27 protein-coding genes are annotated in these 25,488 nt (G+C 56.6%); 11 read left to right on the plus strand and 16 right to left on the minus strand.

Going from position 1 to position 25,488, the window contains the following annotated elements:
• The first annotated feature begins 96 nt into the window (after window positions 1–96).
• Complete coding sequence (locus ACE3MN_RS20670; protein WP_049088792.1) at window positions 97–1,461, plus strand: MFS transporter; 1,365 nt, start codon at window positions 97–99, stop codon at window positions 1,459–1,461.
• A 114-nt stretch (window positions 1,462–1,575) separates the two neighbouring features.
• Here ACE3MN_RS20670 and ACE3MN_RS20675 read toward each other — a convergent pair whose 3' ends face one another.
• Window positions 1,576–2,067 carry a YajQ family cyclic di-GMP-binding protein gene (locus tag ACE3MN_RS20675; protein WP_004129715.1) on the minus strand — a complete coding sequence of 164 codons (492 nt, stop codon included), beginning with the start codon at window positions 2,065–2,067 and terminating at the stop codon, window positions 1,576–1,578.
• Window positions 2,068–2,209: 142 nt separating this feature from the next.
• On the opposite strand from ACE3MN_RS20675, the gene panE reads away from it, so the two are divergent.
• Both panE and yajL read left to right on the plus strand, forming a co-directional pair.
• Complete coding sequence (gene panE, locus ACE3MN_RS20680) at window positions 2,210–3,121, plus strand: 2-dehydropantoate 2-reductase (RefSeq protein ID WP_024359054.1); 912 nt, start codon at window positions 2,210–2,212, stop codon at window positions 3,119–3,121.
• Window positions 3,084–3,674, plus strand: a complete 591-nt coding sequence (gene yajL, locus ACE3MN_RS20685; RefSeq protein WP_004129704.1) for a protein deglycase YajL — start codon at window positions 3,084–3,086, stop codon at window positions 3,672–3,674. Before panE ends, yajL begins: the two co-directional genes overlap by 38 nt.
• Before the next feature lie 58 nt (window positions 3,675–3,732).
• Here the strand turns inward: yajL and thiI are convergent, their stop codons facing one another.
• Window positions 3,733–5,181, minus strand: a complete 1,449-nt coding sequence (gene thiI / locus ACE3MN_RS20690; protein WP_004139920.1) for a tRNA uracil 4-sulfurtransferase ThiI — start codon at window positions 5,179–5,181, stop codon at window positions 3,733–3,735.
• A gap of 198 nt (window positions 5,182–5,379) precedes the next feature.
• Between thiI and xseB the strand changes: the two genes are divergently transcribed.
• Genes xseB through ACE3MN_RS20710 form a run of 4 tightly spaced genes read left to right on the plus strand, consistent with a single transcriptional unit; the run spans window position 5,380 to window position 9,438 of the window.
• Window positions 5,380–5,622, plus strand: coding sequence for an exodeoxyribonuclease VII small subunit (gene xseB / locus ACE3MN_RS20695; RefSeq protein WP_004129702.1), 243 nt, complete (start codon window positions 5,380–5,382; stop codon window positions 5,620–5,622).
• The gene (gene ispA / locus ACE3MN_RS20700; RefSeq protein ID WP_375364156.1) at window positions 5,623–6,522 is read left to right on the plus strand and encodes a (2E,6E)-farnesyl diphosphate synthase; all 900 of its coding nucleotides are present in this window, start codon (window positions 5,623–5,625) and stop codon (window positions 6,520–6,522) included.
• An 18-nt stretch (window positions 6,523–6,540) separates the two neighbouring features.
• The gene (gene dxs / locus ACE3MN_RS20705) at window positions 6,541–8,403 is read left to right on the plus strand and encodes a 1-deoxy-D-xylulose-5-phosphate synthase (RefSeq protein WP_375364157.1); all 1,863 of its coding nucleotides are present in this window, start codon (window positions 6,541–6,543) and stop codon (window positions 8,401–8,403) included.
• A gap of 60 nt (window positions 8,404–8,463) precedes the next feature.
• Window positions 8,464–9,438, plus strand: coding sequence for an aldo/keto reductase (locus tag ACE3MN_RS20710; RefSeq protein WP_024359056.1), 975 nt, complete (start codon window positions 8,464–8,466; stop codon window positions 9,436–9,438).
• A gap of 288 nt (window positions 9,439–9,726) precedes the next feature.
• Here ACE3MN_RS20710 and pgpA read toward each other — a convergent pair whose 3' ends face one another.
• The 6 genes from pgpA to nrdR all read right to left on the minus strand — a co-directional run bounded on the left by pgpA (window position 9,727) and on the right by nrdR (window position 13,833).
• Window positions 9,727–10,194 (minus strand): phosphatidylglycerophosphatase A, encoded by a 468-nt coding sequence (pgpA, locus tag ACE3MN_RS20715; RefSeq protein ID WP_029669799.1) that lies wholly within the window; start codon window positions 10,192–10,194, stop codon window positions 9,727–9,729.
• A gap of 25 nt (window positions 10,195–10,219) precedes the next feature.
• Window positions 10,220–11,197 carry a thiamine-phosphate kinase gene (thiL, locus tag ACE3MN_RS20720; RefSeq protein ID WP_024359058.1) on the minus strand — a complete coding sequence of 326 codons (978 nt, stop codon included), beginning with the start codon at window positions 11,195–11,197 and terminating at the stop codon, window positions 10,220–10,222.
• Window positions 11,198–11,272: 75 nt separating this feature from the next.
• Window positions 11,273–11,692, minus strand: coding sequence for a transcription antitermination factor NusB (gene nusB, locus ACE3MN_RS20725; protein ID WP_004099457.1), 420 nt, complete (start codon window positions 11,690–11,692; stop codon window positions 11,273–11,275).
• Window positions 11,693–11,711: 19 nt separating this feature from the next.
• Complete coding sequence (gene ribE / locus ACE3MN_RS20730) at window positions 11,712–12,182, minus strand: 6,7-dimethyl-8-ribityllumazine synthase (RefSeq protein WP_004129690.1); 471 nt, start codon at window positions 12,180–12,182, stop codon at window positions 11,712–11,714.
• A gap of 93 nt (window positions 12,183–12,275) precedes the next feature.
• Window positions 12,276–13,379 (minus strand): bifunctional diaminohydroxyphosphoribosylaminopyrimidine deaminase/5-amino-6-(5-phosphoribosylamino)uracil reductase RibD, encoded by a 1,104-nt coding sequence (gene ribD, locus ACE3MN_RS20735; protein WP_375364158.1) that lies wholly within the window; start codon window positions 13,377–13,379, stop codon window positions 12,276–12,278.
• A 4-nt stretch (window positions 13,380–13,383) separates the two neighbouring features.
• A complete protein-coding gene (gene nrdR / locus ACE3MN_RS20740) occupies window positions 13,384–13,833 on the minus strand; it encodes a transcriptional regulator NrdR (RefSeq protein WP_004099449.1) in 450 nt (149 codons plus the stop codon).
• 147 nt (window positions 13,834–13,980) lie between these two features.
• On the opposite strand from nrdR, the gene ACE3MN_RS20745 reads away from it, so the two are divergent.
• Both ACE3MN_RS20745 and ACE3MN_RS20750 read left to right on the plus strand, forming a co-directional pair.
• The gene (locus ACE3MN_RS20745; RefSeq protein WP_024359060.1) at window positions 13,981–14,523 is read left to right on the plus strand and encodes a DUF3251 domain-containing protein; all 543 of its coding nucleotides are present in this window, start codon (window positions 13,981–13,983) and stop codon (window positions 14,521–14,523) included.
• Between the two features lie 295 nt (window positions 14,524–14,818).
• Window positions 14,819–15,703, plus strand: coding sequence for a nucleoside-specific channel-forming protein Tsx (locus ACE3MN_RS20750; RefSeq protein WP_004133935.1), 885 nt, complete (start codon window positions 14,819–14,821; stop codon window positions 15,701–15,703).
• Window positions 15,704–15,748: 45 nt separating this feature from the next.
• On the opposite strand, the gene ACE3MN_RS20755 is transcribed toward ACE3MN_RS20750, so the two are convergent.
• From ACE3MN_RS20755 to queA, 8 genes are all read right to left on the minus strand, one after another.
• Window positions 15,749–16,438 carry a helix-turn-helix transcriptional regulator gene (locus tag ACE3MN_RS20755; protein WP_004129678.1) on the minus strand — a complete coding sequence of 230 codons (690 nt, stop codon included), beginning with the start codon at window positions 16,436–16,438 and terminating at the stop codon, window positions 15,749–15,751.
• A gap of 148 nt (window positions 16,439–16,586) precedes the next feature.
• Window positions 16,587–16,964, minus strand: coding sequence for a VOC family protein (locus ACE3MN_RS20760; RefSeq protein ID WP_004133949.1), 378 nt, complete (start codon window positions 16,962–16,964; stop codon window positions 16,587–16,589).
• A gap of 64 nt (window positions 16,965–17,028) precedes the next feature.
• Complete coding sequence (locus ACE3MN_RS20765; RefSeq protein ID WP_064411220.1) at window positions 17,029–18,420, minus strand: M24 family metallopeptidase; 1,392 nt, start codon at window positions 18,418–18,420, stop codon at window positions 17,029–17,031.
• A gap of 115 nt (window positions 18,421–18,535) precedes the next feature.
• Window positions 18,536–19,507, minus strand: a complete 972-nt coding sequence (secF, locus tag ACE3MN_RS20770; protein ID WP_004133953.1) for a protein translocase subunit SecF — start codon at window positions 19,505–19,507, stop codon at window positions 18,536–18,538.
• A gap of 10 nt (window positions 19,508–19,517) precedes the next feature.
• Window positions 19,518–21,365, minus strand: coding sequence for a protein translocase subunit SecD (secD, locus tag ACE3MN_RS20775; RefSeq protein ID WP_004133955.1), 1,848 nt, complete (start codon window positions 21,363–21,365; stop codon window positions 19,518–19,520).
• A 27-nt stretch (window positions 21,366–21,392) separates the two neighbouring features.
• The gene (yajC, locus tag ACE3MN_RS20780; RefSeq protein ID WP_004133958.1) at window positions 21,393–21,725 is read right to left on the minus strand and encodes a preprotein translocase subunit YajC; all 333 of its coding nucleotides are present in this window, start codon (window positions 21,723–21,725) and stop codon (window positions 21,393–21,395) included.
• Between the two features lie 22 nt (window positions 21,726–21,747).
• Complete coding sequence (tgt, locus tag ACE3MN_RS20785) at window positions 21,748–22,875, minus strand: tRNA guanosine(34) transglycosylase Tgt (RefSeq protein ID WP_004129667.1); 1,128 nt, start codon at window positions 22,873–22,875, stop codon at window positions 21,748–21,750.
• A 53-nt stretch (window positions 22,876–22,928) separates the two neighbouring features.
• Window positions 22,929–23,999, minus strand: coding sequence for a tRNA preQ1(34) S-adenosylmethionine ribosyltransferase-isomerase QueA (gene queA, locus ACE3MN_RS20790; RefSeq protein ID WP_024359064.1), 1,071 nt, complete (start codon window positions 23,997–23,999; stop codon window positions 22,929–22,931).
• Between the two features lie 91 nt (window positions 24,000–24,090).
• Here queA and acpH point away from each other — a divergent pair, with 91 nt between their 5' ends.
• Both acpH and ACE3MN_RS20800 read left to right on the plus strand, forming a co-directional pair.
• On the plus strand, window positions 24,091–24,672 hold the full coding sequence (gene acpH, locus ACE3MN_RS20795) for an ACP phosphodiesterase (RefSeq protein ID WP_375364159.1): 582 nt from the start codon (window positions 24,091–24,093) through the stop codon (window positions 24,670–24,672).
• Window positions 24,673–24,842: 170 nt separating this feature from the next.
• Window positions 24,843–25,445: a peroxiredoxin gene (locus ACE3MN_RS20800; protein ID WP_004099418.1), complete on the plus strand. Its 603-nt coding sequence runs from the start codon at window positions 24,843–24,845 to the stop codon at window positions 25,443–25,445.
• The last annotated feature ends 43 nt before the right edge of the window (window positions 25,446–25,488 follow it).

Below are 25,488 nucleotides of genomic sequence, written 5' to 3' on the forward strand. Positions count from 1 at the left end.
TCATGCAACACAGTCGTAATATCTGTTAAACAAACATTTATTTACGCTTCTGTTTCCCCCCACTACACTAGGCGCAGTTTTTATATTGAGGTGGTAATGAACGATAATAAAATGACGCCAGGCGAACTGCGCGCGACCTGGGGTTTGGGGACCGTATTCTCTTTGCGCATGCTCGGCATGTTTATGGTCCTGCCGGTTCTGACCACTTACGGCATGGCGTTACAGGGCGCAAGCGAGGCCCTTATCGGCCTGGCAATCGGCATTTACGGGCTGGCCCAGGCGATATTCCAGATTCCTTTCGGACTGCTTTCCGACCGCATTGGGCGTAAACCGCTGATCGTCGGCGGCCTGTTAATCTTCGTCGTTGGCAGCGTTATCGCGGCGCTTTCCGACTCGATCTGGGGGATTATTCTTGGCCGCGCGCTGCAGGGTTCCGGGGCGATTGCCGCTGCGGTGATGGCGCTGCTTTCCGATTTAACCCGCGAGCAGAACCGCACTAAAGCCATGGCGTTTATCGGCGTCAGCTTTGGCGTCACCTTTGCTATTGCAATGGTTCTCGGGCCTATCGTTACCCATCAGTTAGGCCTGCACGCCCTGTTCTGGATGATCGCCTTCCTGGCGACGCTCGGGATTCTGCTGACGCTGTGGGTAGTGCCAAACAGCCAGAATCACGTGCTGAACCGCGAGTCCGGTATGGTGAAGGGCTGCTTCAGCAAAGTCCTTGCTGAGCCAAAACTACTGAAGCTCAATTTCGGTATTATGTGCCTGCATATCATGCTGATGTCGACTTTTGTCGCCCTGCCGGGCCAGCTGGAAGCCGCCGGTTTCCCCGCCGCCGAGCACTGGAAAATCTATCTGGTCACCATGCTGGTCTCATTTGTTGCGGTGGTACCATTTATTATCTACGCCGAAGTGAAGCGCAAAATGAAACGCGTCTTCCTGCTGTGCGTCGCCATCCTGCTGATCGCTGAGATCGTACTTTGGGGCGCCGGGGGCTATTTCTGGGAACTGGTTGCCGGCGTTCAGCTATTTTTCCTCGCGTTTAACCTGCTGGAAGCTCTACTTCCGTCGTTAATCAGCAAAGAATCACCGGCCGGCTATAAAGGCACCGCGATGGGAATTTATTCCACCAGCCAGTTCCTCGGCGTGGCCATCGGCGGAGCGCTCGGCGGCTGGGTGGACGGCTTTTTTGACTCGCAAACCGTCTTCCTGCTCGGCGCCCTGCTGGCGATGCTGTGGCTACTGGTGGCCAGCACCATGAGCGAACCGCCGTACGTCAGCAGCCTGCGGGTCGAGATCCCGGAGGATATCGCGGCGGATAAAATGCTAGAGGAACGTTTACAGGCTAAAGAGGGCGTAAAAGAAGCTCTGGTGATCGCCGAAGAGCGTTCGGTGTATATCAAAATCGACAGCAAGATCACCAACCGCTTCGAGATTGAGCAGGCGATCAAAGGAATCTAAACGCGAAATAACCTGCTTTACGCAGGCCAAAAAACGTTTTAAGCGATGAGTTTGTCTTCTGCCGGGCGGCGGTTAACGCCTTACCCGGCAGACAAAAACAGCGATAGCGCTATTTTAATCGCGGAAGTTTTTGAACTGGAACGGCTGACCTAAATCACCGCCGCGCACCAGCGCCATAACCGCCTGCAGGTCGTCGCGAGACTTACCGGTAACGCGAATCTCTTCGCCCTGAATCTGCGCCTGTACCTTCAGCTTGCTGTCCTTAATAAGCTTGACGATTTTTTTCTGCGTCGCGCTCTCAATGCCCTGCTTCAGCTTCGCATCGACGAACCAGGTCTTACCACTGTGCACGAACTCATCCGGCACCTCGATAGAACTGCCTTCGATTCCGCGTTTCAGCAGCTTCGCGCGCAGAATATCCAGCAACTGGTTAATCTGGAAATCAGACTCGCTGAGGACCTTGATGGTCTCGTTTTTTTCGTTCAGCTCAAAGCTCGCTTCGACGTTACGAAAATCAAAACGCGATTCAACTTCACGGGTCGCGTTCTCTACGGCGTTTCGAACTTCCTGAAGATCGACTTCAGAGACAATATCGAAAGATGGCATCTTTTCCTCTCCTTCCGTTTCTTTTGCGTTGCATAATACCCGCAACGCGACATAACTCAACTTGTTATCCCGAAAGGATAACTGATAACGCTATACTTTAGCCATGAGCACCTGATGCAGCACTCACAGGTGAGGAGGAATAATGAAAGTAACCGTACTCGGATGCGGTGCGCTGGGACAGTTATGGCTAACTGCGCTGTACAAACAGGGACATGAAGTCCAGGGCTGGTTACGCGTCCCCCAGCCGTTCTGTAGCGTCAATGTCATTGATACCGACGGCAGCGTGTTTAATGAATCATTTACCGCTAACGATCCTGACTTTCTTGCCAGCAGCGACCTGCTGCTGGTCACCCTAAAAGCCTGGCAAGTCTCGAACGCGGTGAAAAACCTGAGCGCCATCCTGCCCTCGTCAGTACCTGTTCTGCTCATGCACAACGGCATGGGTACCATTGACGAGCTGAAGACCCTCAAACAGCCGCTGCTGCTGGCTTCGACAACGCAGGCGGCCCGCCGCGACGGCAACGTTATCGTCCACGTCGCCAACGGCACCAGTCATATTGGCCCGGCGAAGGATTACCCTCAGGATTATAGCTATCTTGCCGATGTGCTGCAGGGCGTGCTGCCCGACGTCGCCTGGCATAACAATATCTACCCCGCGATCTGGAGCAAGCTGGCGGTCAACTGTGTGATTAACCCGCTGACGGCGCTGAAAAACTGTCAGAACGGCGACTTGCGCGAATACCCGCAGGAGGTTGCCGCTATTTGTTATGAAGTTGCGGCGGTGATGGATCGCGAGGGGATGCATACCTCGCCGGAAAACCTGTTATTCTATGTGCATCAGGTTATTGAAAGTACGGCAGAAAATACCTCCTCAATGCTGCAGGACATTCTCGCCCAGCGCCATACGGAAATCGACTATATCACCGGTTTTCTGTTAAAACGCGCCCGAGCCCACGGTATCGCCGTACCCGAGAATACCCGCCTGTTTGAACTGGTAAAGCGTAAGGAGAATGAATATGAGCGCGTCGGCACTGATTTGCCTCGCCCCTGGTAGCGAAGAGACCGAAGCGGTCACCACCATTGATTTACTCGTTCGCGGCGGCATAAAGGTCACCACCGCCAGCGTCGCCGGCGATGGCAGCCTGACCATCGTCTGCTCGCGCGGCGTTAAGCTGCTGGCCGATGCGCCGCTGGTGGAGGTGGCCGACGGCGATTTCGATATCCTTGTTCTGCCCGGCGGCATTAAAGGCGCGGAGTACTTTCGCGACAGCCCGCTGCTGGTTGAAACGGTACGCCAGTTTCATCTTTCCGGGCGCATCGTTGCGGCGATTTGCGCCGCGGCGGCGACCGTGCTGGTACCGCACAACCTTTTCCCCATCGGCAATATGACCGGATTTCCGGCGCTGAAAGAGCAGATCCCCGCCGAGCAGTGGCAGGATAAGCGCGTCGTCTGGGATGCTCGCGTCAAGCTGCTCACCAGTCAGGGGCCGGGAACCTCTATTGATTTCGCCTTGAAGATGATCGATCTGCTGGTTGGACGCGAAAAAGCGCACGAAGTCGCTTCCCAACTGGTGATGGCGGCAGGAATTTATAACTACTACGAATAAACGCAAAACGGCAACCCAAGGTTGCCGTTTTTAATGATTGCGCCTTGCTCCTGAGGAACTAGGGGCGATAAACCTTCACGTTTTCAAAGCCCTGCTCGCGCAGATACAGCGCCTGCAGGCGGCTCATCACCCCGCGTTCACACCACAGCAGCCAGGTTTTATTCTGGTCGAGATCGCCAAATTTGGTGCTCAGCTTATAGAAAGGTAGCGAAACCACGTCCACGCCCTCCACCTTCAGCGGCTTATCGTCCTGCTCGTCGATAGAGCGGATATCGAGGATAACGTCGTTAGGGCCAAAACCGCTGACGGTTTCCACTTCCACCACGTCCTGCTCGGTCTGCTGAGCGATATCGCGGATATCAATATTGCTCGCTTCCGCTACCACTTTCTCAAGGATGCTAAAATCGAAGTGCTCTTCTTCCGCCTCGATCTTCGCCTTCACCGCTTTCACGGTCGGGCTCTTCGAGATAACGCCGCAGTATTCCGGCATGGTGCGGGCAAAATCTTCGGTGCCGATTTCACGCGCGAGGTCAATAATGTGCTCTTTATCGTGCGAAATCAGCGGACGCAGAATCAGGGTATCAGAGACGTTGTCAATCAGGCGCAGGTTGGTCAGCGTCTGGCTGGACACCTGGCCTAACGCTTCGCCGGTGACCAGCGCCTGAACGCCGTAGCGCTCGGCGACTTTTGACGCCGCGCGCACCATCATGCGCTTGAGCACCACGCCCATCTGGCCGTCGTCGACTTTCTCAAGAATCTCGCCCACCACCGGCTCGAAGTTGATCGCCACGAAGCGCACGCGGTGCGAGCTGCCGAAGCGGTTCCACAGATAGTGCGCAACCTGACGCACGCCGATTTCATGGGCCGCGCCGCCAAGGTTAAAGAAGCAGTAATGCACGCGGCAGCCGCGGCGCATCAGCATATAGCTGGAGACGCCGGAGTCGAACCCGCCGGAAATCAGCGACAGCACGTCTTCCTGGGTACCGATCGGGAAACCACCGATACCTTCGTAGCGCCCTTTCACCAGCAGCAGACGATCGTTTTCAATCTCGAGGTTAACCGTCACATCGGGGTCGGTCAGCTTTACGCGCGCCGTTTCAATATGCTGGTTCAAGCCGCCGCCGACGTAGCGCTCCACTTCAATTGAGGTAAACTCATGCTTACCGCGACGCTTAACGCGCACGCAGAAGGTTTTACCTTCCAGCGCTTCACGCCACAGCGGCAGCGTCTGCTCGAAAATATCGTGCAGGGAGGTATAAGGAACGTCTTCGACTTCCAGAATATGGTGGATACCCGGGATACGGGTCAGGGCGTCACGAATGGCCGGGCGCTGATTTTCATCCTTCGCCCGGACCTCGATATGATCCCAGTGACGAACGACGGCAAGCGTCTCATCATAGTTTTTGAGAACGTTACGAATGTTCCCGGTTAAAATTTTAATGAAGCGCAATCGCACAGATTGGCTTTTGATGGTGATTTCCGGGAACAATTTAATGATAAACTTCATGGCGACACTATTCGTTGGCAAGCCCGACGGGGCTTTAAGCATAAAAAGTTGTACAGGCGCAACCGGCGTCTGCATCCAGGGCGCGGAGTATACCACTATTGGGCGCTTTTCACCTGGCATTGCGCGTTATTTGATTAACCGCGCGACTTCGTTACCATATTGATAGCCATCGAGACATTAAAAGAGTCTATATTCACTATGCCAAAGAAAAATGAGGCCCCGGCCAGCTTCGAAACCGCCCTGGGCGAGCTGGAGCAAATTGTTAATCGTCTGGAAAGCGGCGCGCTGCCGTTAGAAGAAGCGCTCGGCGAATTTGAGCGTGGGATCCAGCTGGCGCGCCAGGGGCAGGCAAAGCTGCAGCAGGCCGAGCAGCGCGTACAAATTCTGCTGGCGGATAGCGAAGACGCGCCGCTTACGCCTTTCACGCCGGACGCTGAATAAATGGACTTCCCGCAACAGCTACAGGCGTGCGTTGAGCAGGCTAACGCAGCGCTGCGCCGTTTTATCGCCCCGCAGCCTTTTCAGAACACTCCGCTGGTTGAAGCCATGCAGTATGGCGCATTATTAGGCGGCAAACGCCTGCGCCCGTTCCTGGTTTACGCCACCGGCGACATGTTTGGCGTCAGCCGCGCTACGCTGGACGCCCCTGCCGCCGCCGTTGAATGCATTCATGCTTATTCGCTGATGCACGACGACCTCCCGGCGATGGACGATGACGATTTACGCCGCGGCCAGCCGACCTGCCATATAAAATTCGGCGAAGCGAACGCAATTCTTGCCGGAGACGCTCTACAAACGCTGGCGTTTTCTATACTAAGCGATGCGCCCATGGCTGAAGTGCCGGATCGCGATCGCCTGGCGATGATTTCCGAACTGGCGCAAGCCAGCGGCATCGCTGGCATGTGCGGCGGTCAGGCGCTGGATCTGGAAGCGGAAGGCCATCAGGTTGACCTGGCGTCGCTGGAGCGTATTCATCGCCATAAAACCGGCGCGTTGATTCGCGCCGCGGTACGGATGGGCGCGCTGAGCGCAGGTGACGCCGGGCGCAGGGCGCTACCCGCTCTCGATCGATACGCTGAGAATATCGGTCTCGCCTTCCAGGTCCAGGATGACATTCTCGACGTGGTAGGGGATACTGCCACCCTTGGCAAACGTCAGGGAGCCGACCAGCATCTGGGCAAAAGTACCTACCCCGCCCTTCTGGGACTTGAGCAAGCCCGGAAAAAGGCCCATGACCTGATTACCGACGCCCGCCGGTCGTTAACTGAGCTGGCCGCGCAATCTCTGGATACCACGGCACTGGAAGCGCTCGCGAATTACATAATTCAGCGTGATAAATAAACAATAAATGAGTCTCTGATGAGTTTTGATATTGCCAAATACCCGACCCTGGCGCTGGTGGATTCCACCCAGGAGTTGCGTTTGTTGCCGAAAGATAGCCTGCCGAAACTGTGCGACGAACTGCGGCGTTACCTGCTGGACAGCGTCAGCCGTTCCAGCGGGCACTTTGCCTCCGGCCTCGGCACGGTAGAACTGACCGTGGCGCTGCACTACGTCTATAACACGCCTTTCGATCGCCTAATCTGGGACGTCGGCCACCAGGCTTACCCACATAAAATTCTGACCGGACGCCGCGATCGGATCGGCACTATCCGCCAGAAAGGCGGTCTGCACCCCTTCCCGTGGCGCGGAGAAAGCGAGTATGACGTCCTGAGCGTCGGCCACTCGTCTACCTCCATCTCCGCCGGCATCGGGATAGCCATCGCCGCTGCCAAAGAAGATAAGCAGCGCCGCGCGGTCTGCGTGATCGGCGACGGGGCGATAACCGCGGGAATGGCGTTTGAAGCGATGAACCACGCTGGCGATATCAAACCCGATCTGCTGGTAGTGCTCAACGACAACGAAATGTCGATCTCCGAGAACGTCGGCGCGCTAAACAATCACCTGGCACAGCTGCTTTCCGGAAAACTCTACTCCACGCTGCGCGAAGGCGGCAAAAAGGTCTTCTCCGGCGTGCCGCCGATTAAAGAGCTGCTCAAACGCACCGAGGAACATATCAAAGGGATGGTGGTTCCGGGGACGCTGTTTGAAGAGCTGGGCTTTAACTACATTGGGCCGGTGGACGGCCACGACGTTATCGGTCTGGTTAATACGCTGAAGAACATGCGCGACCTCAAAGGGCCGCAGTTCCTGCATATTATGACTAAAAAAGGCCGCGGCTATGAGCCCGCCGAAAAAGACCCGATCACCTTCCACGCGGTGCCGAAATTCGATCATACCAGCGGCGTGCTGCCGAAAAGCAGCGGTGGCCTGCCCTCTTACTCGAAAATCTTCGGCGACTGGCTGTGCGAAACCGCAGCGAAAGATGACAAGCTGATGGCCGTTACGCCAGCGATGCGCGAAGGCTCGGGGATGGTCGAGTTCTCAAAAAAATATCCCGACCAGTATTTCGACGTGGCCATTGCCGAGCAGCACGCGGTAACCTTTGCCGCCGGGCTGGCGATTGGCGGCTATAAGCCGGTGGTGGCGATTTACTCCACCTTCCTGCAGCGCGCCTATGACCAGGTGATTCACGATGTCGCCATCCAGAAGCTGCCGGTGCTGTTCGCTATCGACCGCGCGGGTATCGTCGGCGCCGATGGGCAAACTCACCAGGGCGCGTTTGATATCTCCTTCCTGCGCTGCATCCCGGATATGGTTATCATGACCCCGAGCGACGAGAACGAATGCCGCCAGATGCTGTATACCGGTTATCACTATAACGACGGCCCGTGCGCGGTGCGCTATCCGCGCGGCTCCGGTACCGGCGCGCCGTTTGAACCGCTGGCTTCGCTGCCTATCGGTAAAGGCGTGGTGAAGCGCGAAGGTGAAAAAATCGCGATTCTGAATTTCGGTACGCTGCTGCCGCAGGCCGCAAAAGTCGCGGAAAAGCTTAACGCCACCCTGGTGGATATGCGCTTTGCCAAACCGCTGGATGAGGCGCTGGTACTACAGCTGGCCGCAGAACACGAGGTGCTGGTCACCCTGGAAGAGAACGCCATCATGGGCGGTGCCGGCAGCGGCGTAAACGAGCTGCTGATGTCGCGCCGCCGCGCGGTTCCGGTACTGAATCTCGGCCTGCCTGATTTCTTCATCCCGCAGGGAACCCAGGAAGAAGCGCATACCGACCTCGGCCTGGACGCCGCCGGCATCGAAGCCAAAATCCACGCCTGGCTGGCATAATTGCCGCCACCGCTCCTGCTATGCTTAAAGGATACCCTTTATTCGTAGCAGGAGCGCACTATGCACTACATCCCTCTTGGCGATACCGATCTCCGCGTTTCCCGTCTCTGTCTGGGCTGCATGACCTTTGGCGAACCGGACCGCGGTAACCATGCCTGGACCTTACCGGAAGAGAGCAGCCGCCCGCTGATAAAATACGCTCTCGAAGGCGGCATTAACTTCTTCGACACCTCGAATAACTACTCTGACGGCAGCAGCGAAGAGATCCTCGGGCGCGCGCTGCGCGAGTACGCCCGCCGCGATTCCGTGATCGTCGCCACCAAGGTTTACCATCAGGTGGGCGATCTGCCGCAGGGGCTGTCGCGCGCGCAGATCCTGCGTTCCATCGACGACAGCCTGCGTCGCCTCGGCATGGAGTATGTCGATCTGCTGCAGATCCATCGTTGGGATTACGCCACGCCCATTGAAGAAACCCTCGAAGCCTTAAACGACGTCGTCAAGGCGGGTAAAGCCCGCTATATCGGCGCATCGTCGATGCACGCCCGCCAGTTTGCCCAGGCGTTAGCGCTGCAGACGCAGAATAACTGGGCCCGCTTCGTCACCATGCAGGATCATTACAATCTGATTTATCGCGAAGAAGAAAATGAGATGCTGCCGCTGTGCAGCCGGGAAGGCGTCGCGGTGATGCCGTGGAGCCCGCTGGCGCGTGGCCGCCTGACTCGCCCGTGGGGGGAAACTACCGCCCGTCTGGTATCAGATGAAGTCGGTAAATCGCTCTACAACGCCATGGATGAGAATGATGAACAGATTGCGACAAACCTGGCCGAAGTCGCGGAAGAGCTTGATGCCAACCGCGCCCAGGTGGCGCTGGCCTGGCTATTGAGCAAACCCGGCGTGGCCGCGCCAATTATCGGCGCCTCACGGCAGGAGCAGCTGGATGAGCTGCTGCATGCGGTCGATTTAACGCTGACGCCGGAGCAGATTGAAAAGCTGGAGACGCCGTATAAACCGCACCCGATCGTCGGGTTCAAGTAACGCGCGGTTCCCTACCAGATTCCCGGCTCGCGCTGCGCTTAGCCGGGCTACAGGTACACCAACCTCTGCGGACGACGGGTTCACCCACGCCTGCGGGCCGGTAGCCCGGAAAGGTGCGCCAGCGCCGTCTCCGGGAATGGTGCCACTCTGCTCCCGGGGGCGACGCAAAGCGTCTGCCCGGGCTACTGACTCACCCATGCCTGCGGGCCGGTAGCCCGGACAGGTGCGCAGCGCCGTCTCCGGGAAACGCCTGCCTGCTCGATTTCCCAGGGGCGGGCCGGATTTTATTTAGAAAAGTCCAATCGGCCAGTGGTGGCCAATCACATACAGCACCCCAGCGGAAATCACCCCGGCGACAATATCGTCGACCATGATCCCCATCCCGCCGTGAATATTGCGGTCGAACCAGCGGATAGGCCACGGCTTCCACATATCAAAGAGACGGAAAATCACAAAGCCGGCGGCGACCCACTGCCAGTCCATCGTCGGTAAAGCCATCAGGGTAATCCACATCCCCACGAACTCATCCCAGACGATGCTGCCGTGATCGTGGGTGCCCATATCTTTCGCCGTACGGTGGCAAATATAGACGCCAATGCAGATGCTCATCATCACCGCCAGCGAATAGAGCTGCCAGGGGAGTAAGGTGAGCAGATACCAGAAGGGGATCGACGCCAGCGATCCCATGGTGCCGGGAACCACCGGGCTAAGACCGCTGCCGAATCCCGTTGCCAGCAGATGCCAGGGGTTGCTCATCTTCAGGCGGCTTTTCGCCACATCTCTACTCCGCGCCAAAATGATCGTATCCCTTAAAATCGAACGTAACGGGCTTACCTTCGCGCATGAACTGCAGACCTTCCGATTGCGGAAGTATCTGTCCAATACAGGTAAAGCGCGCGCCGAGATTGGCAAGGGCCACGTCCAGCGCCCCGCGATTGAGTTCAGGCACGGTAAAGCACAGCTCATAATCCTCACCGCCGGAGAGCGCCCAGCGCAGCGCCTGTTCCGTCTCAACCTGGCGCAGCATCGCATCCGAGAACGGCATCGCATCGAGATCGACGCGCGCGCCGCAGCCGCTGGCGTTAAGAATATGCCCGAGGTCGGAAATCAGGCCGTCAGAGAGATCGATGGCGGAGTTCGCCAAATCGCGCAGCGCCTGCCCCTGTAGAACCCGCGGCAGCGGACGCAGATGGCGCGCCAGGAAATAATCCGCGTCGGCGTTATCTTGAACGTGCAGCCGATCCTGCAAAATCGCCAGACCCGCGGCGCTGTCTCCGGGCGTGCCGGTGACGTAAATCCAGTCTCCCGGCTTCGCCCCGGAACGCTTCAGACCGCGTCCCGTCGGCACAAAGCCATGGATACCCAGCGTCATCGACAGCGGTCCGCGCGTGGTATCGCCGCCAATGAGTTGCATATCATAATAGTTGAGCTGCACGAACAGGCTGTCGCTAAAGGCTTCAAGCCAGGCTTCGTCTGCTTCCGGCAGGGTCAGGGCCAGGGTTAACCACGCCGGTTCAGCGCCCATTGCCGCCAGGTCGCTCAGGTTGACCGCCAGCGCTTTATAGGCGAGGTCTGCAGGGTCGATATCGGGTAAAAAATGGTTTCCCGCCACCAGGGTGTCGGTGCTGATTGCCAGCGTTTTTTTCTCGGGGATGTTCAGGAGCGCGCAGTCGTCGCCAATGCCGGTTTCAACATCAAGACGAGCGCTTTTTACGCGATCAAAATAACGGGCAATCAGGGAAAATTCGCCGCATGCCATACGTTATGCCTCAGAAAAAGAAAAGAATAAGGCCGGTTTGCAAGAGTGAGACTCTACAAAAACCGGCCCTGGAGTTTACTTTTTGTTAGGACGAATTACCGGGGCAGCTTTGTCCAGCACGCCGTTGACAAACTTATGGCTATCTTCAGCGCCAAAGGTTTTCGCCAGTTCGATGGCTTCGTTAATCGCAACTTTGTACGGGACATCGCTACGCTTTGACAGCTCAAACAGTGCGATACGCAGCACCGCTTTTTCCACCTGACCCAGCTCGTCCAGCAGACGAGAAAGATACGGCTTCATCAGGCCGTCGAGATACGCGCTGTTAGTCGCCACTCCGGACAGCAGTTCACGGAAATACAGAACGTCTACATCTTTCACATCCTGTTCCGCCAGGAACTGGTATTCGACATCAGCGATGTCGTTTTTGGACAACTGCCAGGAGTAAAGCGCCTGGACAGCACACTCACGGGCGCGGCGACGAGCAGCAGGTTTCACGGAATTCCCCTTACAAAAATCAGGCCTTGATGGCTTTCAATACGTTAATCATTTCCAGCGCGGTCAGCGCTGCTTCAGCGCCTTTGTTACCGGCTTTGGTGCCAGCGCGTTCGATGGCTTGTTCAATACTTTCTGTGGTCAGAACACCGAAAGCTACCGGGATTCCGCTGTCCTGAGCGACGTGCGCCAGGCCATTGCTTGCACCGCCAGCCACATATTCAAAGTGCGCAGTGCCGCCACGGATAACGGTACCCAGCGCGATCACCGCGTCATACTTACCGGTTTTCGCCAGTGCGTCAGCCGCCAGCGGCAGCTCATACGCGCCTGGAACCCAAACAACGGTAATGTTTTCATCTTTGACCTGGCCAATACGCTTCAGGGCGTCAATCGCGCCATCCAGCAGGCTGTCGTTGATAAAGTTGTTGAAACGCGCAATGGTGATGGCGACGCGAGCGTCCGGGGTAGCAACGTTAGCTTCAATAATGTTCATACTCTTCCTTCGGGTTCAGTTCATTTGGCCCCGCAAGGGGGGCGGATTCTATCATAATAATCGGCGCACTGCTTTCCCTTTTGTCCGGGGAAATCAAGCGTTCACTAAATGCAGGCAAATATCCGGGCCTACATGACGTATCTCATTGAATTTGAAATGGGGGGCTTGCTCAAGTTTCTCAAGCTCCGGCAGTACACATAATCCGCGCGCATCGCTGCCTAACAGTTTAGGCGCAATATAGACGATAAGCTCGTCCACCAGCCCGGCCTCCAGCAGCGCGCCGGCAAGGGTGGAGCCTGCTTCCACCCAAATCGAATTAATTTGCTGTTTGCCCAGCAGCATCATCAGTACCACCAGATCGAGGCGACCATTATGCTCCGGCACCAGCAGCGTGCGTACGTTCTCCGGCCACTGGCGTTCATCTTCACGGGTACGGGCAAATAGCGTTTCACCCGCCTGCTCCACGATACGATGCTGCGGCGTGACGCGATTCTGACTATCGATAACGATGCGTAAAGGCTGACGCAGGTTTTCCTGCGGGTACAGCGCCTGGGTGTCGGCGTTGAGCTCGTCCCAGCGTACGGTTAGCGCCGGGTCATCCGCTAGCACCGTCGCGCTGCTGGTCAGGATGGCGTGGCTTTGCGCGCGCAGGCGCTGCACATCGCGCCGCGCCTGCGGCGAGGTGATCCACTGGCTCTCCCCGCTGGCCATCGCCGTACGCCCATCCAGCGATGCGCCCATTTTTAACTGGATCCAGGGAAAGCCGGTGCGCATCCGCTTAAGAAAGCCTCTATTCAGCGCTTCGGCTTCGTTCATCATCAGCCCATGGCTGACGTCGACCCCTTCCTGCTGCAAACGGTACAAACCGCGCCCCGCGACCTGCGGGTTCGGGTCCTGCATCGCCGCGACCACGCGGCTCACCCCCGCGGCAATCAGCGCTTCGCAGCACGGCGGCGTGCGACCGTGATGGCTACAGGGTTCCAGCGTGACGTACGCCGTCGCGCCTTGCGCTTTTTCGCCCGCCATGCGCAGCGCGTGCACTTCCGCATGCGGTTCACCGGCGCGATAGTGAAAACCTTCGCCGACGATCTCGCCATCTTTAACGATCACGCAGCCGACATTCGGATTGGGGTGAGTGGTGAAGCGTCCGCGCGCCGCCAGCTTCAGCGCTCGCGCCATGTACAATTCGTCCTGCATGGGCTCAGTCCTGTAAGCGGGCGATCTCTTCGCCAAACTCTTTGATATCTTCGAAGCTGCGGTAAACGGAAGCAAAGCGGATGTAGGCGACTTTATCGAGCTTTTTCAGCTGCTCCATCACCAGGTTGCCGATCATTTTGCTCGGCACTTCGCGCTCGCCGGTCCCACGCAGATGGGTTTTTATGTGGTTAAGCGCCATCTCGACGTCGTCCGAGCTAACCGGACGCTTCTCCAGCGCTTTCAGCATTCCGCTGCGCAGTTTGTCCTCATTAAAAGGCTCGCGCACGTCGTTGCTTTTTACGACCCGCGGCATCACCAGTTCCGCCACTTCAAACGTCGTAAAACGTTCATTACAAACCAGACACTGACGACGACGACGCACGGAAGAGCCCTCGCCCACCAGACGAGAGTCGATAACTTTGGTATCTACGGCGAAACAGAAAGGGCAATGCATAGCGCGTCCTGACATGTAGTTAAACTAACGGGTAGTTTACCGCGAAGTGACCCGACAACAAAGAAAGAGCTTTTGAGACAAAGGATCTATAGTGCGATTATCCGAACGATCTACCATTAAGCATCCTCTGTTAACGGAATCCCAACTATGACAAGACGTTATTTAAAACTGGCCATTGTGGGTAGCATTTTCACCCTCAGCGCCTGCGCGCAGCAAAGCGAAATCCGCCAGATGAACCAGAGCGTGAGCACGCTGAGCAAAGAGATGACCCAGCTCAATCAGCAGACGGTCAAAATCACCCAGCAAAACGTGCTGAATGCAAAATCGAGCAGCGGGGTTTACCTGCTGCCGGCGGCGAAAACGCCGGCCCGCCTGAAAAGCCAGATCGGTACCCTGCGCATGTCTCTGCTCAATATCACTGCGGATGGCGACGGTACCCGCCTGACGCTGCGCATCCAGGGTGAATCAAACGATCCGCTGCCGGCCTTTAGCGCGACGGTGGCCTCGGGACAGATCAGCGGCACCACCGAGAGCTATCAGGAAGTTAACGTCCAAAATCAGCTAATTAGCGCCCCGGCAAGCGTTCTGGCGCCGAGCGACGTCGATATTCCGCTGCGCCTGAATGGCGTAACGCCCGAGCAGGTTGGCTTTGTCCGCATCCACGATATCCAGCCCGCAAACCTGCCGTAACTCCCCTCAGCCGGGTGTCGCGGACATCCGGCTTCCCCCCTCGTGCCAATCCACTTACAGATTTTCCATTCAGTTCACTAAAAATTGACAGGATTTATGAATTTCGGTGGCATTCCGTCAAGAAATGCATAAAATCGTGAACGCAATCGATTACGTTAATGTTCGTTATGTGAAACAACACATATTTTTGTGAGCAATGATTCCTATAATAGACGCCACAGAAATACGAAATATTTAGAAACGCTTCGGCGCTTCTTTTAACGCCTTCAGGCTTAATTTAAACAGTGGCATCATTATGAAAAAAACATTACTGGCAGCCGGCGCAGCTCTGGCGCTGTCCGCATCTTTCTCTGCCAGCGCGGCAGAAAACGACAAACCGCAATATCTGTCTGATTGGTGGCACCAGAGTGTGAACGTGGTGGGTAGCTACCACACTCGTTTTGGGCCGCAGATCCGTAACGATACTTATCTGGAATATGAAGCGTTCGCCAAGAAAGACTGGTTTGATTTCTATGGCTATATGGATGCGCCGGTCTTCTTCGGCGGTAACACCAACGCGAAAGGTATCTGGAACCACGGTTCGCCGCTGTTTATGGAAATTGAGCCGCGCTTCTCTATCGACAAACTGACCGGTACCGACCTCAGCTTCGGCCCGTTCAAAGAGTGGTATTTCGCCAACAACTACATCTACGACATGGGCCGCAACAAGTCCGGTCGTCAGAGCACCTGGTATATGGGTCTGGGTACCGATATCGATACCGGGCTGCCAATGAGCCTGTCGCTGAACGTCTATGCGAAATACCAGTGGCAAAACTATGGCGCGTCTAACGAGAACGAGTGGGACGGCTACCGCTTCAAAGTAAAATACTTTGTGCCGCTGACCGACCTGTGGGGCGGTTCACTGAGCTATATCGGCTTCACCAACTTTGACTGGGGCTCCGATCTGGGCGATGACAACTCTTATGATTTGAACGGTAAGCATTCACGCACCAGCAACTCCATTGCTTCCAGCCATATCCTGGCGCTGAACTACGATCACTGGCACTACTCCGTCGTGGCGCGTTATTTCCACAACGGCGGCCAGTGGGCTGACGATGCGAAGCTGAACTTCGGCGACGGCGACTTTAACGTTCGCGCGACCGGCTGGGGTGGTTACTTCGTGGTCGGTTACAACTTCTAATCGGCATCGATTTTCCCCGGCGAACAGCCGGGGAAAGTAAAAAAGCTAACGCTCCTCGCATCTCACCTTACGTAAAAAATCACTCAATGAGCGATCGGCTCGTTCGCTAAAATGACGCCCGGTGGCGGATATTTCCAGGCAGCGGTCGAGGCGAAAACAGCGATAATCTTCCCGCAGCTCGCACCAGGTCACCAGCAGCCAGCGCTCGCCCCAGAAAAAAAGCCCCAGCGGCAGCACTTCACGCTGCGACACCTTCCCCGCTTCATCGCGATAGTGCAGCGCCAGCGCCTGCTGGGCGGAGACTGCCCGATGCACTAAATCAAACTGATCTTTGCTATAGCCCTGAGCGCCAAAGTCGGGAGCAAACAGCCGCGACTGCTCCGCCTTGCGCCGGCTCTCGGCAGGCAAAATAGCCAGCACTTTTTCCTGCGCCGATTCCAGCGCCAGGGATAGCGACGCGCCGCCCCAGGTTTGCAGGAGCCGAATAGCGGCCACCAGCGCTTCCGATTCCTGGGTTGTCAGCATCAGCGGCGGTAGGTCATAGCCCGCCAGCAGCCGGTAGCCGCTTCCGGCCTCCCCCTCAACCGGGACGCCGGAGAGCGAAAGGTCGCGAATATCGCGGTAAATCGTGCGCTCCGATACGCCGAGCCGCTCGGCCAGCAGTCCGGCGGTAGTTAATCGCCTTCCGCGCAGGATCTGAACGATTTGAAAAAGGCGGTCGGCGCGTCGGCTCATTTCGGTTATCTCATTTGTCAGGGCCTGTCCCAGTATGCGTCATTGGCGGAGTCAGTCTGGACCCGGATAGCGCACAGCAACCGGAGCGTACACGTAGTACGTGAGGATTGCGAGCGCTGCCCGGGTTCAAATGGCAAGCAAAATAGCATTAATGGGTCAGGTTCTTAGGTTGATGCAGACCAATCCGGTTACCCTCGCTATCGATAAACAGGGCAATCGTGCCGATATCGTCCGTCAGCTCAAGCGGGCCAAAAACGCAGCTTCCGCCCGCCGAGTTCACGCGTTCGAGCGCGGCCGCCAGATTGTCAGTATGCAGATAGATAATACATCCCTGATCGGAAGGCTTAACCCCGTCGAGCTTTGCCAGCGCGCCGCCGGGAGCCGGGTCCTCATACGGGAAAACGGCCATCTCGATGCAATCCATTTTTTCCCGACGCAGCGTCACCTGCATCACCAGCTCGTAAAACGCCACGGCACGATCCATCTCCACAACCGGGATCTCAAACCAGTTAATGACATTGTTCATACATCCTCCTGTCCATTGTTTGGGTTCAGGAGGAGTGTATGACAGGCCTACTGACAGCATTGTGTCAGTAGGGTGCGCACACCAGCGCGCGCTCGGGACTCAGCAGCCACGGGCGCAGATACCCCACGGTACTGGAAAACGGCAGCACCTCTTCAGGAAGCACAATGCCAAGCTGCTCGCCGATGTACAAGCGTCGGGCGACGATACGCTGCCAGAGCTGAGGGTAGCGCTGCGCCAGCGCCTGGCGCAGAGGGCCATCGGCAAGCGCCACGGTATCTTCAATGCTTGCGCCGCCGTAGCCGGAGCGGGAAGGAATGATGTCGATCTGCAGTATCATCCCGCTTTGCAGGCAGGCGGCGGAATGGGGGCCGATGGGCGAGCAGAGCCACTCCTCATCCGCGACCAGATGCCCGGGATTGAGGTGCCAGTGATATTCCGCCTTCGGCAACACCTGTTCTATCAGCGCATACATATCGCCACCGCGCATGCCGATGCGCAGATTTTCCAGCCAGTTAACCACCGCCTTAAAATAGGGCTTCGCCACCACCTCAAGATAATCGGCGACTTCCGGCGCCAGCTCGCGCTCATCGGCCACCACGTAAGCGGCGCGGCTGCTCAGGCCGCCTTTAAAGCTGGTGGTCAGCGAGAATTTATCTCCGCGCTGAATGACCTTATCGCCCGGATAAAGCCCTGCATTGGCAAAGCGATCGCCGGTGGCGGCAATCATCACCACGCTATTAGGCTGCCCTTCCGCCGCCAGCAGCGCGCCGATTTGCTTTTCCGTTTTACCCGGCGCAATGGCGTTAAGCGCGGTCAAAATCGCGGTGGAAGCCAGATTAGCGCCGTACTCATAGTGCGCCAGCTCATTGGCATTATTAGTGATTCGCGCCCCCTCTGCCGGGTCGATAAAAATACCGGTGGCATTGCTTAATTTCGCCTGCGGCCCGGCGGCCTGGCGAAGAGCGTCAACGATAAATGCCGGCAGATCGAACATCTGCGAGCGGTTATCCGCCGCGCCGGTAAAGAGCTTCCAGCCCGCCAGGCCGATACTTTTTTCCGCCGCAACGCCGGCCTCCTGGAGCAGCTGAGCCAGGGTTTTGCGGGTATCCATCGGCTGATTAGGCAGTGAAAACCACGGAGCGTGAATAACCCGATTTTCCAGCCGGGCATAGCCTGCGAGTTTGAGATTCTCGTTGCCCAGCACCAGCGCCGCCTCGCCGTCCCGATGCAGCACCAGCAGCGCCTCTTCGAAGCGGGGAATAAAGCCGGTGAGATACTCAAAATTGCCGCCATGCTCTTTATCGGCATAGACGATAAGCGTGTCTAAGCCGCGCTGAAGCATATTCGCCAGCACTTTGGCCTTGCGCAACCGCAGCGTGTCGTCGTCAAGGGTGACGGAGGGCACATCACGCCAGAGTGGGGGGTGAGGAACGGTGGAAAGCGTTACGACAGCCATCGGCATTTCTCCATGTCATTGAGTGCTAATACCGGAGAGTAACCAAAATCCGAACGGCTGTAATAAAAAAATCCCGGCCTTGCGACCGGGATTCGTTTATCAACACGCCATTGCCTTACGGCAGAATTGACGGCTGATCCGCCCCTTCTTTCTCGACTTTCTGCTGCAGCATGTGCTCGCGCTTCATGCCCAGCTTCAGCGCCAGCGCGGACGCGACGTAGATAGAAGAAGCCGTACCGATGGAGACGCCGATCAGCATAGTCAGCGAGAAGCCAGCCAGAATCGGACCGCCGAAGAGATACAGCATCAGGATAACCATCAAGGTTGTCCCGGAGGTGATCAAGGTACGGTGCAGCGTCTGCGTCAACGACACGTTAAAGATTTCGTACGGCGTACCGCGGCGAATCTTACGGAAGTTTTCACGAATACGGTCAGATACCACGATACTGTCGTTCAGCGAGTAGCCGATAACCGACATCAACGAGGCCACGATGGTCAGGTCAATCTCGATATGCAGTAACGACAGCACGCCCATGGTGATCACCACGTCGTGCGCCAGCGCGATAACCACCCCAGCCGCCAGGCGCCACTCAAAGCGGAAACCGACGTAGATCAGGATACATACCAGCGCGGCGATCAGCGCCAGCGCACCGGTTTGCGCAAGATCGGCGCCGACGCTCGGCCCGACAAACTCAATACGCTTGACCGTGGCGTTCTGGCTGGTCGATTCGTTAATGACGCTAACGACTTTACTGCCCAGCTCCTGGCTGCCGTTGGCGTCATGCACCGGCGGCATACGCACCATGATGTCGCGGCTGCTGCCGAAGTTTTGCAGCTGCGGCTCTTCAAAGCCCGCCTTCTGCAGCGACTGGCGCACCTGGTCCATATCGACAGGTTTTTCGAGGGTAATCTCAATCACCGTACCGCCGGTGAAATCCAGACCCCAGTTAAACCCGCGCACGCCAATAATAATAATGGACAGAATCAGCAAAAAACCTGAAATGCCGAAGGCCCAGTAGTCCCAGCGCATAAAGTCCCAGACTTTACGGCCGTGGTTCAATTGTTCAACAGTATATTCCTGTGCCACAACGCACTCCTCAGATAGACAGCTTTTTAACGCGCTTGCCGCCGTACAGCAGGTTCACGATGGCACGGGTGCCGACGATAGCGGTAAACATTGAGGTCGCAATACCAATACCGGTGGTAATCGCAAACCCTTTAATGGCACCGGTACCGACCGCGTACAGGATAATGACTTTGATAAGCGTCGTAATGTTGGCATCAAAGATGGAGCTGAACGCGCCGCGATAACCTTCGTCAATCGCCTGCTGCACGGAACGCCCGTTGCTCAGCTCTTCTTTAATACGTTCGTTAATCAGAACGTTCGCATCGACCGCCACCGCAAGGGTTAAGACGATCCCCGCAATCCCCGGCATAGTCAGCGTCGCCCCCGGAATCAGGGACATAATGCCGACGATCAGCACCAGGTTCGCCACCAGCGCCGAGGTCGCAATCAGGCCGAACTTCTTGTAGAAGAAGATCATAAACAGAATTGAGACCACCAGTCCGGCCAGACACGCTTCCAGGCCCTGCTTAATGTTCTGCATCCCGAGGGTTGGACCGATAGTCCGTTCTTCAACAATCTGAATCGGCGCAATCAGCGCGCCTGCGCGCAGCAGCAGAGAGAGCTGACGCGCTTCGGTTGCGTTGCTGATACCGGTAATGCGGAAGCTGTTACCCAGACGAGACTGAATATTGGCGATGTTAATCACCTCTTCCTCTTTCGCCAGAATCGCACGACCGTTGGCATCTTTCTTACCGCTGTCTTTGTACTCCACGAACAGGGTCGCCATCGGTTTGCCGATGTTGTCCTTGGTGAAGTTAGACATGATGTTGCCGCCAGCGCTATCAAGGGAGATGTTAACCTGCGCCTGGTTGTACTCATCCATGCTCGACGTCGAGTCGGTGATGTGATCGCCGGTGAGGATAACGCGCTTGTACAGCACAACCGGCTGGCCTTCGCGGGTAAATTTCACTTCAGAGTCGCCCGGTACGCGGCCGGAAGCGGCTGCTGAGCTATCAACGTTGGTGTTAACCAGACGGAACTCCAGCGTCGCGGTCGCGCCGAGAATCTCTTTCGCACGTGCGGTATCCTGAATACCCGGCAGTTCAACCACAATACGGTCGGCGCCCTGGCGCTGAACCAGAGGTTCGGCAACGCCCAGCTGGTTTACACGGTTACGCAGGATAGTAATGTTCTGCTGAACGGCATATTCGCGGGCTTCTTTCAGACGGTCGTCGGTCATCACGGCTTTCAGGCCAGTGCTGCCCTGAGTGGAGATAACCAGATCGCGGTGGCGAGGGCTAAGGTAGGAGATAGCCTGGTCGCGCGCGGCGCTATCGCGGAAGGCGATGCTCAGACCGTAGTTGTCTTCTTTACGCACGGTGGTGTAAGGAATGCCTTTATCACGCAGTTCGCTGCGCAGGCTGTCGATATTTTGTTCCTGCAGTTTGCCCAGCGCGGTGTCCATGTCGACTTCCATCAGGAAGTGCACGCCGCCGCGCAGGTCAAGACCCAGCTTCATCGGCTCGGCGTAAAGGGCCGCCAGCCAGCGCGGGGTTGCCGGAGCAAGGTTAAGCGCCACGACGTATTTGTCACCCAGCACGCCCATCAGCGCTTCGCGCGCGCGCAGCTGGATATCGGTGGTGTCGAAGCGCGCAAGAATTGCGCCCTCTTCCAGTGCCACAGACTTCGCGGTAATTTTTTCTTCTTGTAGTGTTTTCTGGACCTGGATCAGCGTTTGCTCACTGGCGGCGACGCCGCGCGCGCCAGTGATTTGAACGGCCGGATCCTCACCATACAGGTTGGGAAGCGCATACACTAAGCCGACGACAATAACGACGACCAGCATGACGTACTTCCACAAAGGATAACGGTTTAACACGGCAGTTCCCTTAGGGAAAATGGGTAATTACAGCGCCTTCATGGTGCCTTTCGGCAGAACGGCAGCTACGAAGTCACGTTTGATAACCACTTCAGTGGTATCGTTCAGCGCGATAGCGATATATCCGCTTTCCGCAACTTTAGTGACGCGCCCTACCAGGCCGCCGTTGGTCAGAACTTCATCGCCTTTGGCAATGGAGCTCATCAGGTTTTTATGTTCCTTGGTGCGTTTCTGCTGTGGACGCAGGATCATGAAGTAAAAAATCAGACCAAACACCACCAGCATCAGGATCAGAGACATCGGGCTGCCCTGCGCCGCGCCACCGGTTGCTGCTACCGCATCAGAAATAAAAAAGCTCATTGAAATTCCCTCATTATTAAAATTAGTCAACGTTCAAAGGTGGAACGGTTCGACCCTGACGTTGGTAAAAATCGGTCACGAAGCTCTCTAATTTACCCTCTTCGATAGCCTTGCGTAAACCAGCCATTAAGCGCTGATAGTAACGCAGGTTATGAATGGTATTGAGGCGCGCGCCCAATATTTCGTTGCAACGGTCCAGATGATGCAAGTAAGCGCGTGAATAGTTGCGACAGGTGTAGCAATCACATTCTGCATCCAGCGGCGAAGTATCGCTCTTGTGCTTCGCGTTGCGGATTTTCACCACGCCGTCGGTGACGAACAGGTGGCCGTTGCGCGCATTGCGCGTCGGCATGACGCAGTCGAACATATCGATCCCGCGGCGCACCCCTTCGACCAGATCTTCCGGCTTACCGACGCCCATCAGATATCGCGGCTTGTCGGCCGGGATCTGCGGGCAGACGTGCTCCAGAATACGATGCATATCTTCTTTCGGCTCGCCGACAGCCAAACCGCCGACAGCGTAGCCATCAAAGCCAATCTCTACCAGACCTTTAACAGAGATATCACGTAAATCTTCGTAAACGCTGCCCTGAATAATGCCAAACAGCGCATTTTTATTGCCCAGACCGTCAAAACGGTCGCGGCTGCGCTTCGCCCAGCGCAGGGACATTTCCATCGAGCGCTTAGCGTAATCCCAGTCCGCCGGGTATGGCGTGCATTCGTCGAAGATCATCACGATATCGGAACCGAGATCGTACTGAATCTCCATCGATTTTTCCGGATCGAGAAAAATCGGATCGCCGTTGATCGGGTTGCGGAAGTGCACGCCCTGCTCGGTGATCTTGCGAATATCGCCGAGGCTGAAGACCTGGAAGCCGCCGGAGTCGGTGAGGATCGGCCCTTTCCACTGCATAAAGTCGTGCAGGTCGCCGTGCAGCTTCATGATCTCCTGGCCCGGACGCAGCCACAGGTGGAAGGTGTTGCCGAGAATGATTTGCGCGCCGGTCGCTTCAACTTCCTCCGGCGTCATTCCTTTTACGGTACCGTAGGTGCCGACCGGCATAAACGCTGGCGTTTCAACGACGCCGCGCTCAAACACAAGACGGCCGCGACGCGCGCGACCATCGGTGGTATCTAACTCAAATTTCATTATCACTCCTGCGTCAGAAAAACAGTCTGACGTTAAACACGCGCATCGCGGACTTATTCCCCGACACGTTCAAAAATAGCCTGCGGATTGTACGTGATAAACATCGCGTCCCCGTAGCTAAAAAAGCGATATTTTTGTTCTACCGCAGCCTTATAGGCGTTCATGGTGTGCTGATAGCCGGCAAACGCGGAAACCAGCATAATCAGCGTGGATTCAGGCAGATGGAAGTTGGTCACCAGCGCATCAATGACTTTGTACTGATAGCCTGGATAGATAAAAATCTGCGTATCGCCGAAGAAAGGCTCAATCAGGTCATTTTTCGCCGCCTGCGCCGCGCTTTCCAGCGAACGCACCGAGGTCGTACCGACCGCAATCACCCGACTACCGCGCGCTTTTGCCGCCAGCACCGCATCGACCACCTCCTGCGGCACTTCCGCATATTCAGAGTGCATAATGTGGTCTTCAATGCTGTCTACGCGCACCGGCTGGAAGGTCCCCGCTCCGACGTGCAGCGTAACAAACGCCATCTCAACGCCTTTTTCGCGCAGCTTCGCCAGCAGCGGCTCGTCAAAGTGCAGGCCAGCGGTGGGCGCAGCCACGGCGCCCGGTTTTTCGCTATACACGGTCTGGTACAGCTCGCGGTCGGCCTCTTCGTCCGGACGCTCAATGTACGGCGGCAGCGGCATATGGCCGATAGCGTTGAGAATCTCCAGTACGCTGCGCGCGTCGTCGAACGCCACTTCAAACAGCGCGTCGTGGCGTGCCACCATGGTCGCTTTAATGCTTTCATCGTCGCCAAGCAGCAGCTCAGCGCCGGGTTTCGGCGCTTTAGAGGCGCGAATATGTGCCAGAATACGTTTATCATCCAGCATGCGCTCGACCAGCACCTCAATCTTGCCGCCGCTGGCTTTACGGCCAAACAGGCGGGCCGGGATCACGCGGGTATTATTAAAAACCAGCAGATCGCCAGGGTTGAGCTTGTCGAGTAAATCGGTGAAAGTACCGTGCGTCAGCGCGCCCGTCGGCCCGTCTAATGACAGCAAGCGGCAGCTGCTGCGCTCGGGCATGGGATAGTGGGCAATCAGGGATTCGGGTAATTCAAAGGAAAAATCGGCAACGCGCATGACGGTAACTCAGACTTAATAAAGAGGCGGGTAGTCTAGTGCCGGGAGGTTCTCCCTGCAACCGTTACCACCTCAGGACAAAGATTAAACGATGAATTTTCTTGCACACCTGCACCTTGCTCATCTCGCCGACAGTTCGCTGCCCGGTAATTTGCTGGCCGATTTCGTTCGCGGCAACCCCGCCGGCGACTGGCCGGCTGACGTTGTGGAGGGCATCTTTATGCACCGCCGGATCGATGTCCTGACGGATAACTTGCCCGAAGTCGCCGAAGCCAAAGGGTGGTTTCGCCCCGAAACGCGCCGGGTCGCGCCCATTACCCTGGACGTGATGTGGGACCATTTCTTGTCACGCCACTGGGCGCAGCTGTCGCCCGAACTGCCGCTGCCGGAGTTTGTCCGCTATGCCCACACCCAGGTCACATTTATTTTGCCCGCTTCTCCGCCGCGTTTTGTCAATCTCAACGAATACCTGTGGTCAGAGCGCTGGCTCGAACGCTACCGGGACATGGAGTTTATTCAGCGCGTGCTGAACGGGATGGCCAGCCGCCGCCCGCGGCTGGATGCCCTGCGCGACTCCTGGCAGGATCTGGATACCCACTACGATCGGCTACAGGAGCAGTTCTGGCGCTTCTACCCGCAGATGATGGCGCAGGCGAAAAAACGCGAACTGTAAAAGATTGCGCTTTTTTCAGAAAACGCTATTCTGAAAAGCGCTTTTAAATAACGATTGATAGACAAAACCTATCTCATCGATTGTCAGCGTCACGTTGAGTTCCTCCGCGCCGCTCCCTATACTTGCCCGCGTTGCGTTCCAATTAACCTTAGTATTAACAGGAGAATCATATGGTTCTGGTTACTCGTCAGGCTCCGGACTTCACCGCGGCAGCTGTTTTAGGTAACGGCGAAATCGTTGAGAAATTCAACTTCAAACAGCACACCAGCGGTAAAGCCACCGTTCTGTTCTTCTGGCCGATGGACTTCACCTTCGTTTGCCCATCTGAACTGATCGCTTTTGACAAGCGCTACGAAGAATTCCAGAAACGCGGCGTAGAAGTGGTTGGCGTTTCTTTTGACTCCGAGTTCGTCCACAACGCATGGCGTAACACCCCGGTAGACCAGGGCGGCATCGGCCCGGTTAAATACGCGATGGTTGCTGACATCAAACGCGAAATTCAGAAAGCGTACGGTATTGAGCACCCGGACGAAGGCGTTGCCCTGCGCGGTTCCTTCCTGATCGACGCCAACGGCGTTGTTCGCCACCAGGTGGTTAACGATCTGCCGCTGGGCCGTAACATCGACGAAATGCTGCGTATGGTTGACGCGCTGCAGTTCCACGAAGAGCACGGCGAAGTTTGCCCGGCGCAGTGGGAAAAAGGAAAAGAAGGGATGGCCGCTTCTCCGGAAGGCGTGGCTAAATACCTGACCGAGAACGTTTCCAGCCTGTAATCGGCATACGTTCGGCAAAAGGCTCGCAGACGCGAGCCTTTTT

Origin of the sequence: Klebsiella grimontii, assembly GCF_042137965.1 — a bacterium.
GTDB classification, from domain to species: domain Bacteria; phylum Pseudomonadota; class Gammaproteobacteria; order Enterobacterales; family Enterobacteriaceae; genus Klebsiella; species Klebsiella grimontii.

Coding starts and splice junctions, on each gene's coding strand:
- ACE3MN_RS20670 (WP_049088792.1), top strand. CDS start 97: ATGAACGATAATAAAATGACGCCAGGCGAACTGCGCGCGACCTGGGGT.
- ACE3MN_RS20675 (WP_004129715.1), bottom strand. CDS start 2,067: ATGCCATCTTTCGATATTGTCTCTGAAGTCGATCTTCAGGAAGTTCGA.
- panE (WP_024359054.1), top strand. CDS start 2,210: ATGAAAGTAACCGTACTCGGATGCGGTGCGCTGGGACAGTTATGGCTA.
- yajL (WP_004129704.1), top strand. CDS start 3,084: ATGAGCGCGTCGGCACTGATTTGCCTCGCCCCTGGTAGCGAAGAGACC.
- thiI (WP_004139920.1), bottom strand. CDS start 5,181: ATGAAGTTTATCATTAAATTGTTCCCGGAAATCACCATCAAAAGCCAA.
- xseB (WP_004129702.1), top strand. CDS start 5,380: ATGCCAAAGAAAAATGAGGCCCCGGCCAGCTTCGAAACCGCCCTGGGC.
- ispA (WP_375364156.1), top strand. CDS start 5,623: ATGGACTTCCCGCAACAGCTACAGGCGTGCGTTGAGCAGGCTAACGCA.
- dxs (WP_375364157.1), top strand. CDS start 6,541: ATGAGTTTTGATATTGCCAAATACCCGACCCTGGCGCTGGTGGATTCC.
- ACE3MN_RS20710 (WP_024359056.1), top strand. CDS start 8,464: ATGCACTACATCCCTCTTGGCGATACCGATCTCCGCGTTTCCCGTCTC.
- pgpA (WP_029669799.1), bottom strand. CDS start 10,194: ATGAGCAACCCCTGGCATCTGCTGGCAACGGGATTCGGCAGCGGTCTT.
- thiL (WP_024359058.1), bottom strand. CDS start 11,197: ATGGCATGCGGCGAATTTTCCCTGATTGCCCGTTATTTTGATCGCGTA.
- ribE (WP_004129690.1), bottom strand. CDS start 12,182: ATGAACATTATTGAAGCTAACGTTGCTACCCCGGACGCTCGCGTCGCC.
- ribD (WP_375364158.1), bottom strand. CDS start 13,379: ATGCAGGACGAATTGTACATGGCGCGAGCGCTGAAGCTGGCGGCGCGC.
- nrdR (WP_004099449.1), bottom strand. CDS start 13,833: ATGCATTGCCCTTTCTGTTTCGCCGTAGATACCAAAGTTATCGACTCT.
- ACE3MN_RS20745 (WP_024359060.1), top strand. CDS start 13,981: ATGACAAGACGTTATTTAAAACTGGCCATTGTGGGTAGCATTTTCACC.
- ACE3MN_RS20750 (WP_004133935.1), top strand. CDS start 14,819: ATGAAAAAAACATTACTGGCAGCCGGCGCAGCTCTGGCGCTGTCCGCA.
- ACE3MN_RS20755 (WP_004129678.1), bottom strand. CDS start 16,438: ATGAGCCGACGCGCCGACCGCCTTTTTCAAATCGTTCAGATCCTGCGC.
- ACE3MN_RS20760 (WP_004133949.1), bottom strand. CDS start 16,964: ATGAACAATGTCATTAACTGGTTTGAGATCCCGGTTGTGGAGATGGAT.
- ACE3MN_RS20765 (WP_064411220.1), bottom strand. CDS start 18,420: ATGGCTGTCGTAACGCTTTCCACCGTTCCTCACCCCCCACTCTGGCGT.
- yajC (WP_004133958.1), bottom strand. CDS start 21,725: ATGAGCTTTTTTATTTCTGATGCGGTAGCAGCAACCGGTGGCGCGGCG.
- tgt (WP_004129667.1), bottom strand. CDS start 22,875: ATGAAATTTGAGTTAGATACCACCGATGGTCGCGCGCGTCGCGGCCGT.
- queA (WP_024359064.1), bottom strand. CDS start 23,999: ATGCGCGTTGCCGATTTTTCCTTTGAATTACCCGAATCCCTGATTGCC.
- acpH (WP_375364159.1), top strand. CDS start 24,091: ATGAATTTTCTTGCACACCTGCACCTTGCTCATCTCGCCGACAGTTCG.
- ACE3MN_RS20800 (WP_004099418.1), top strand. CDS start 24,843: ATGGTTCTGGTTACTCGTCAGGCTCCGGACTTCACCGCGGCAGCTGTT.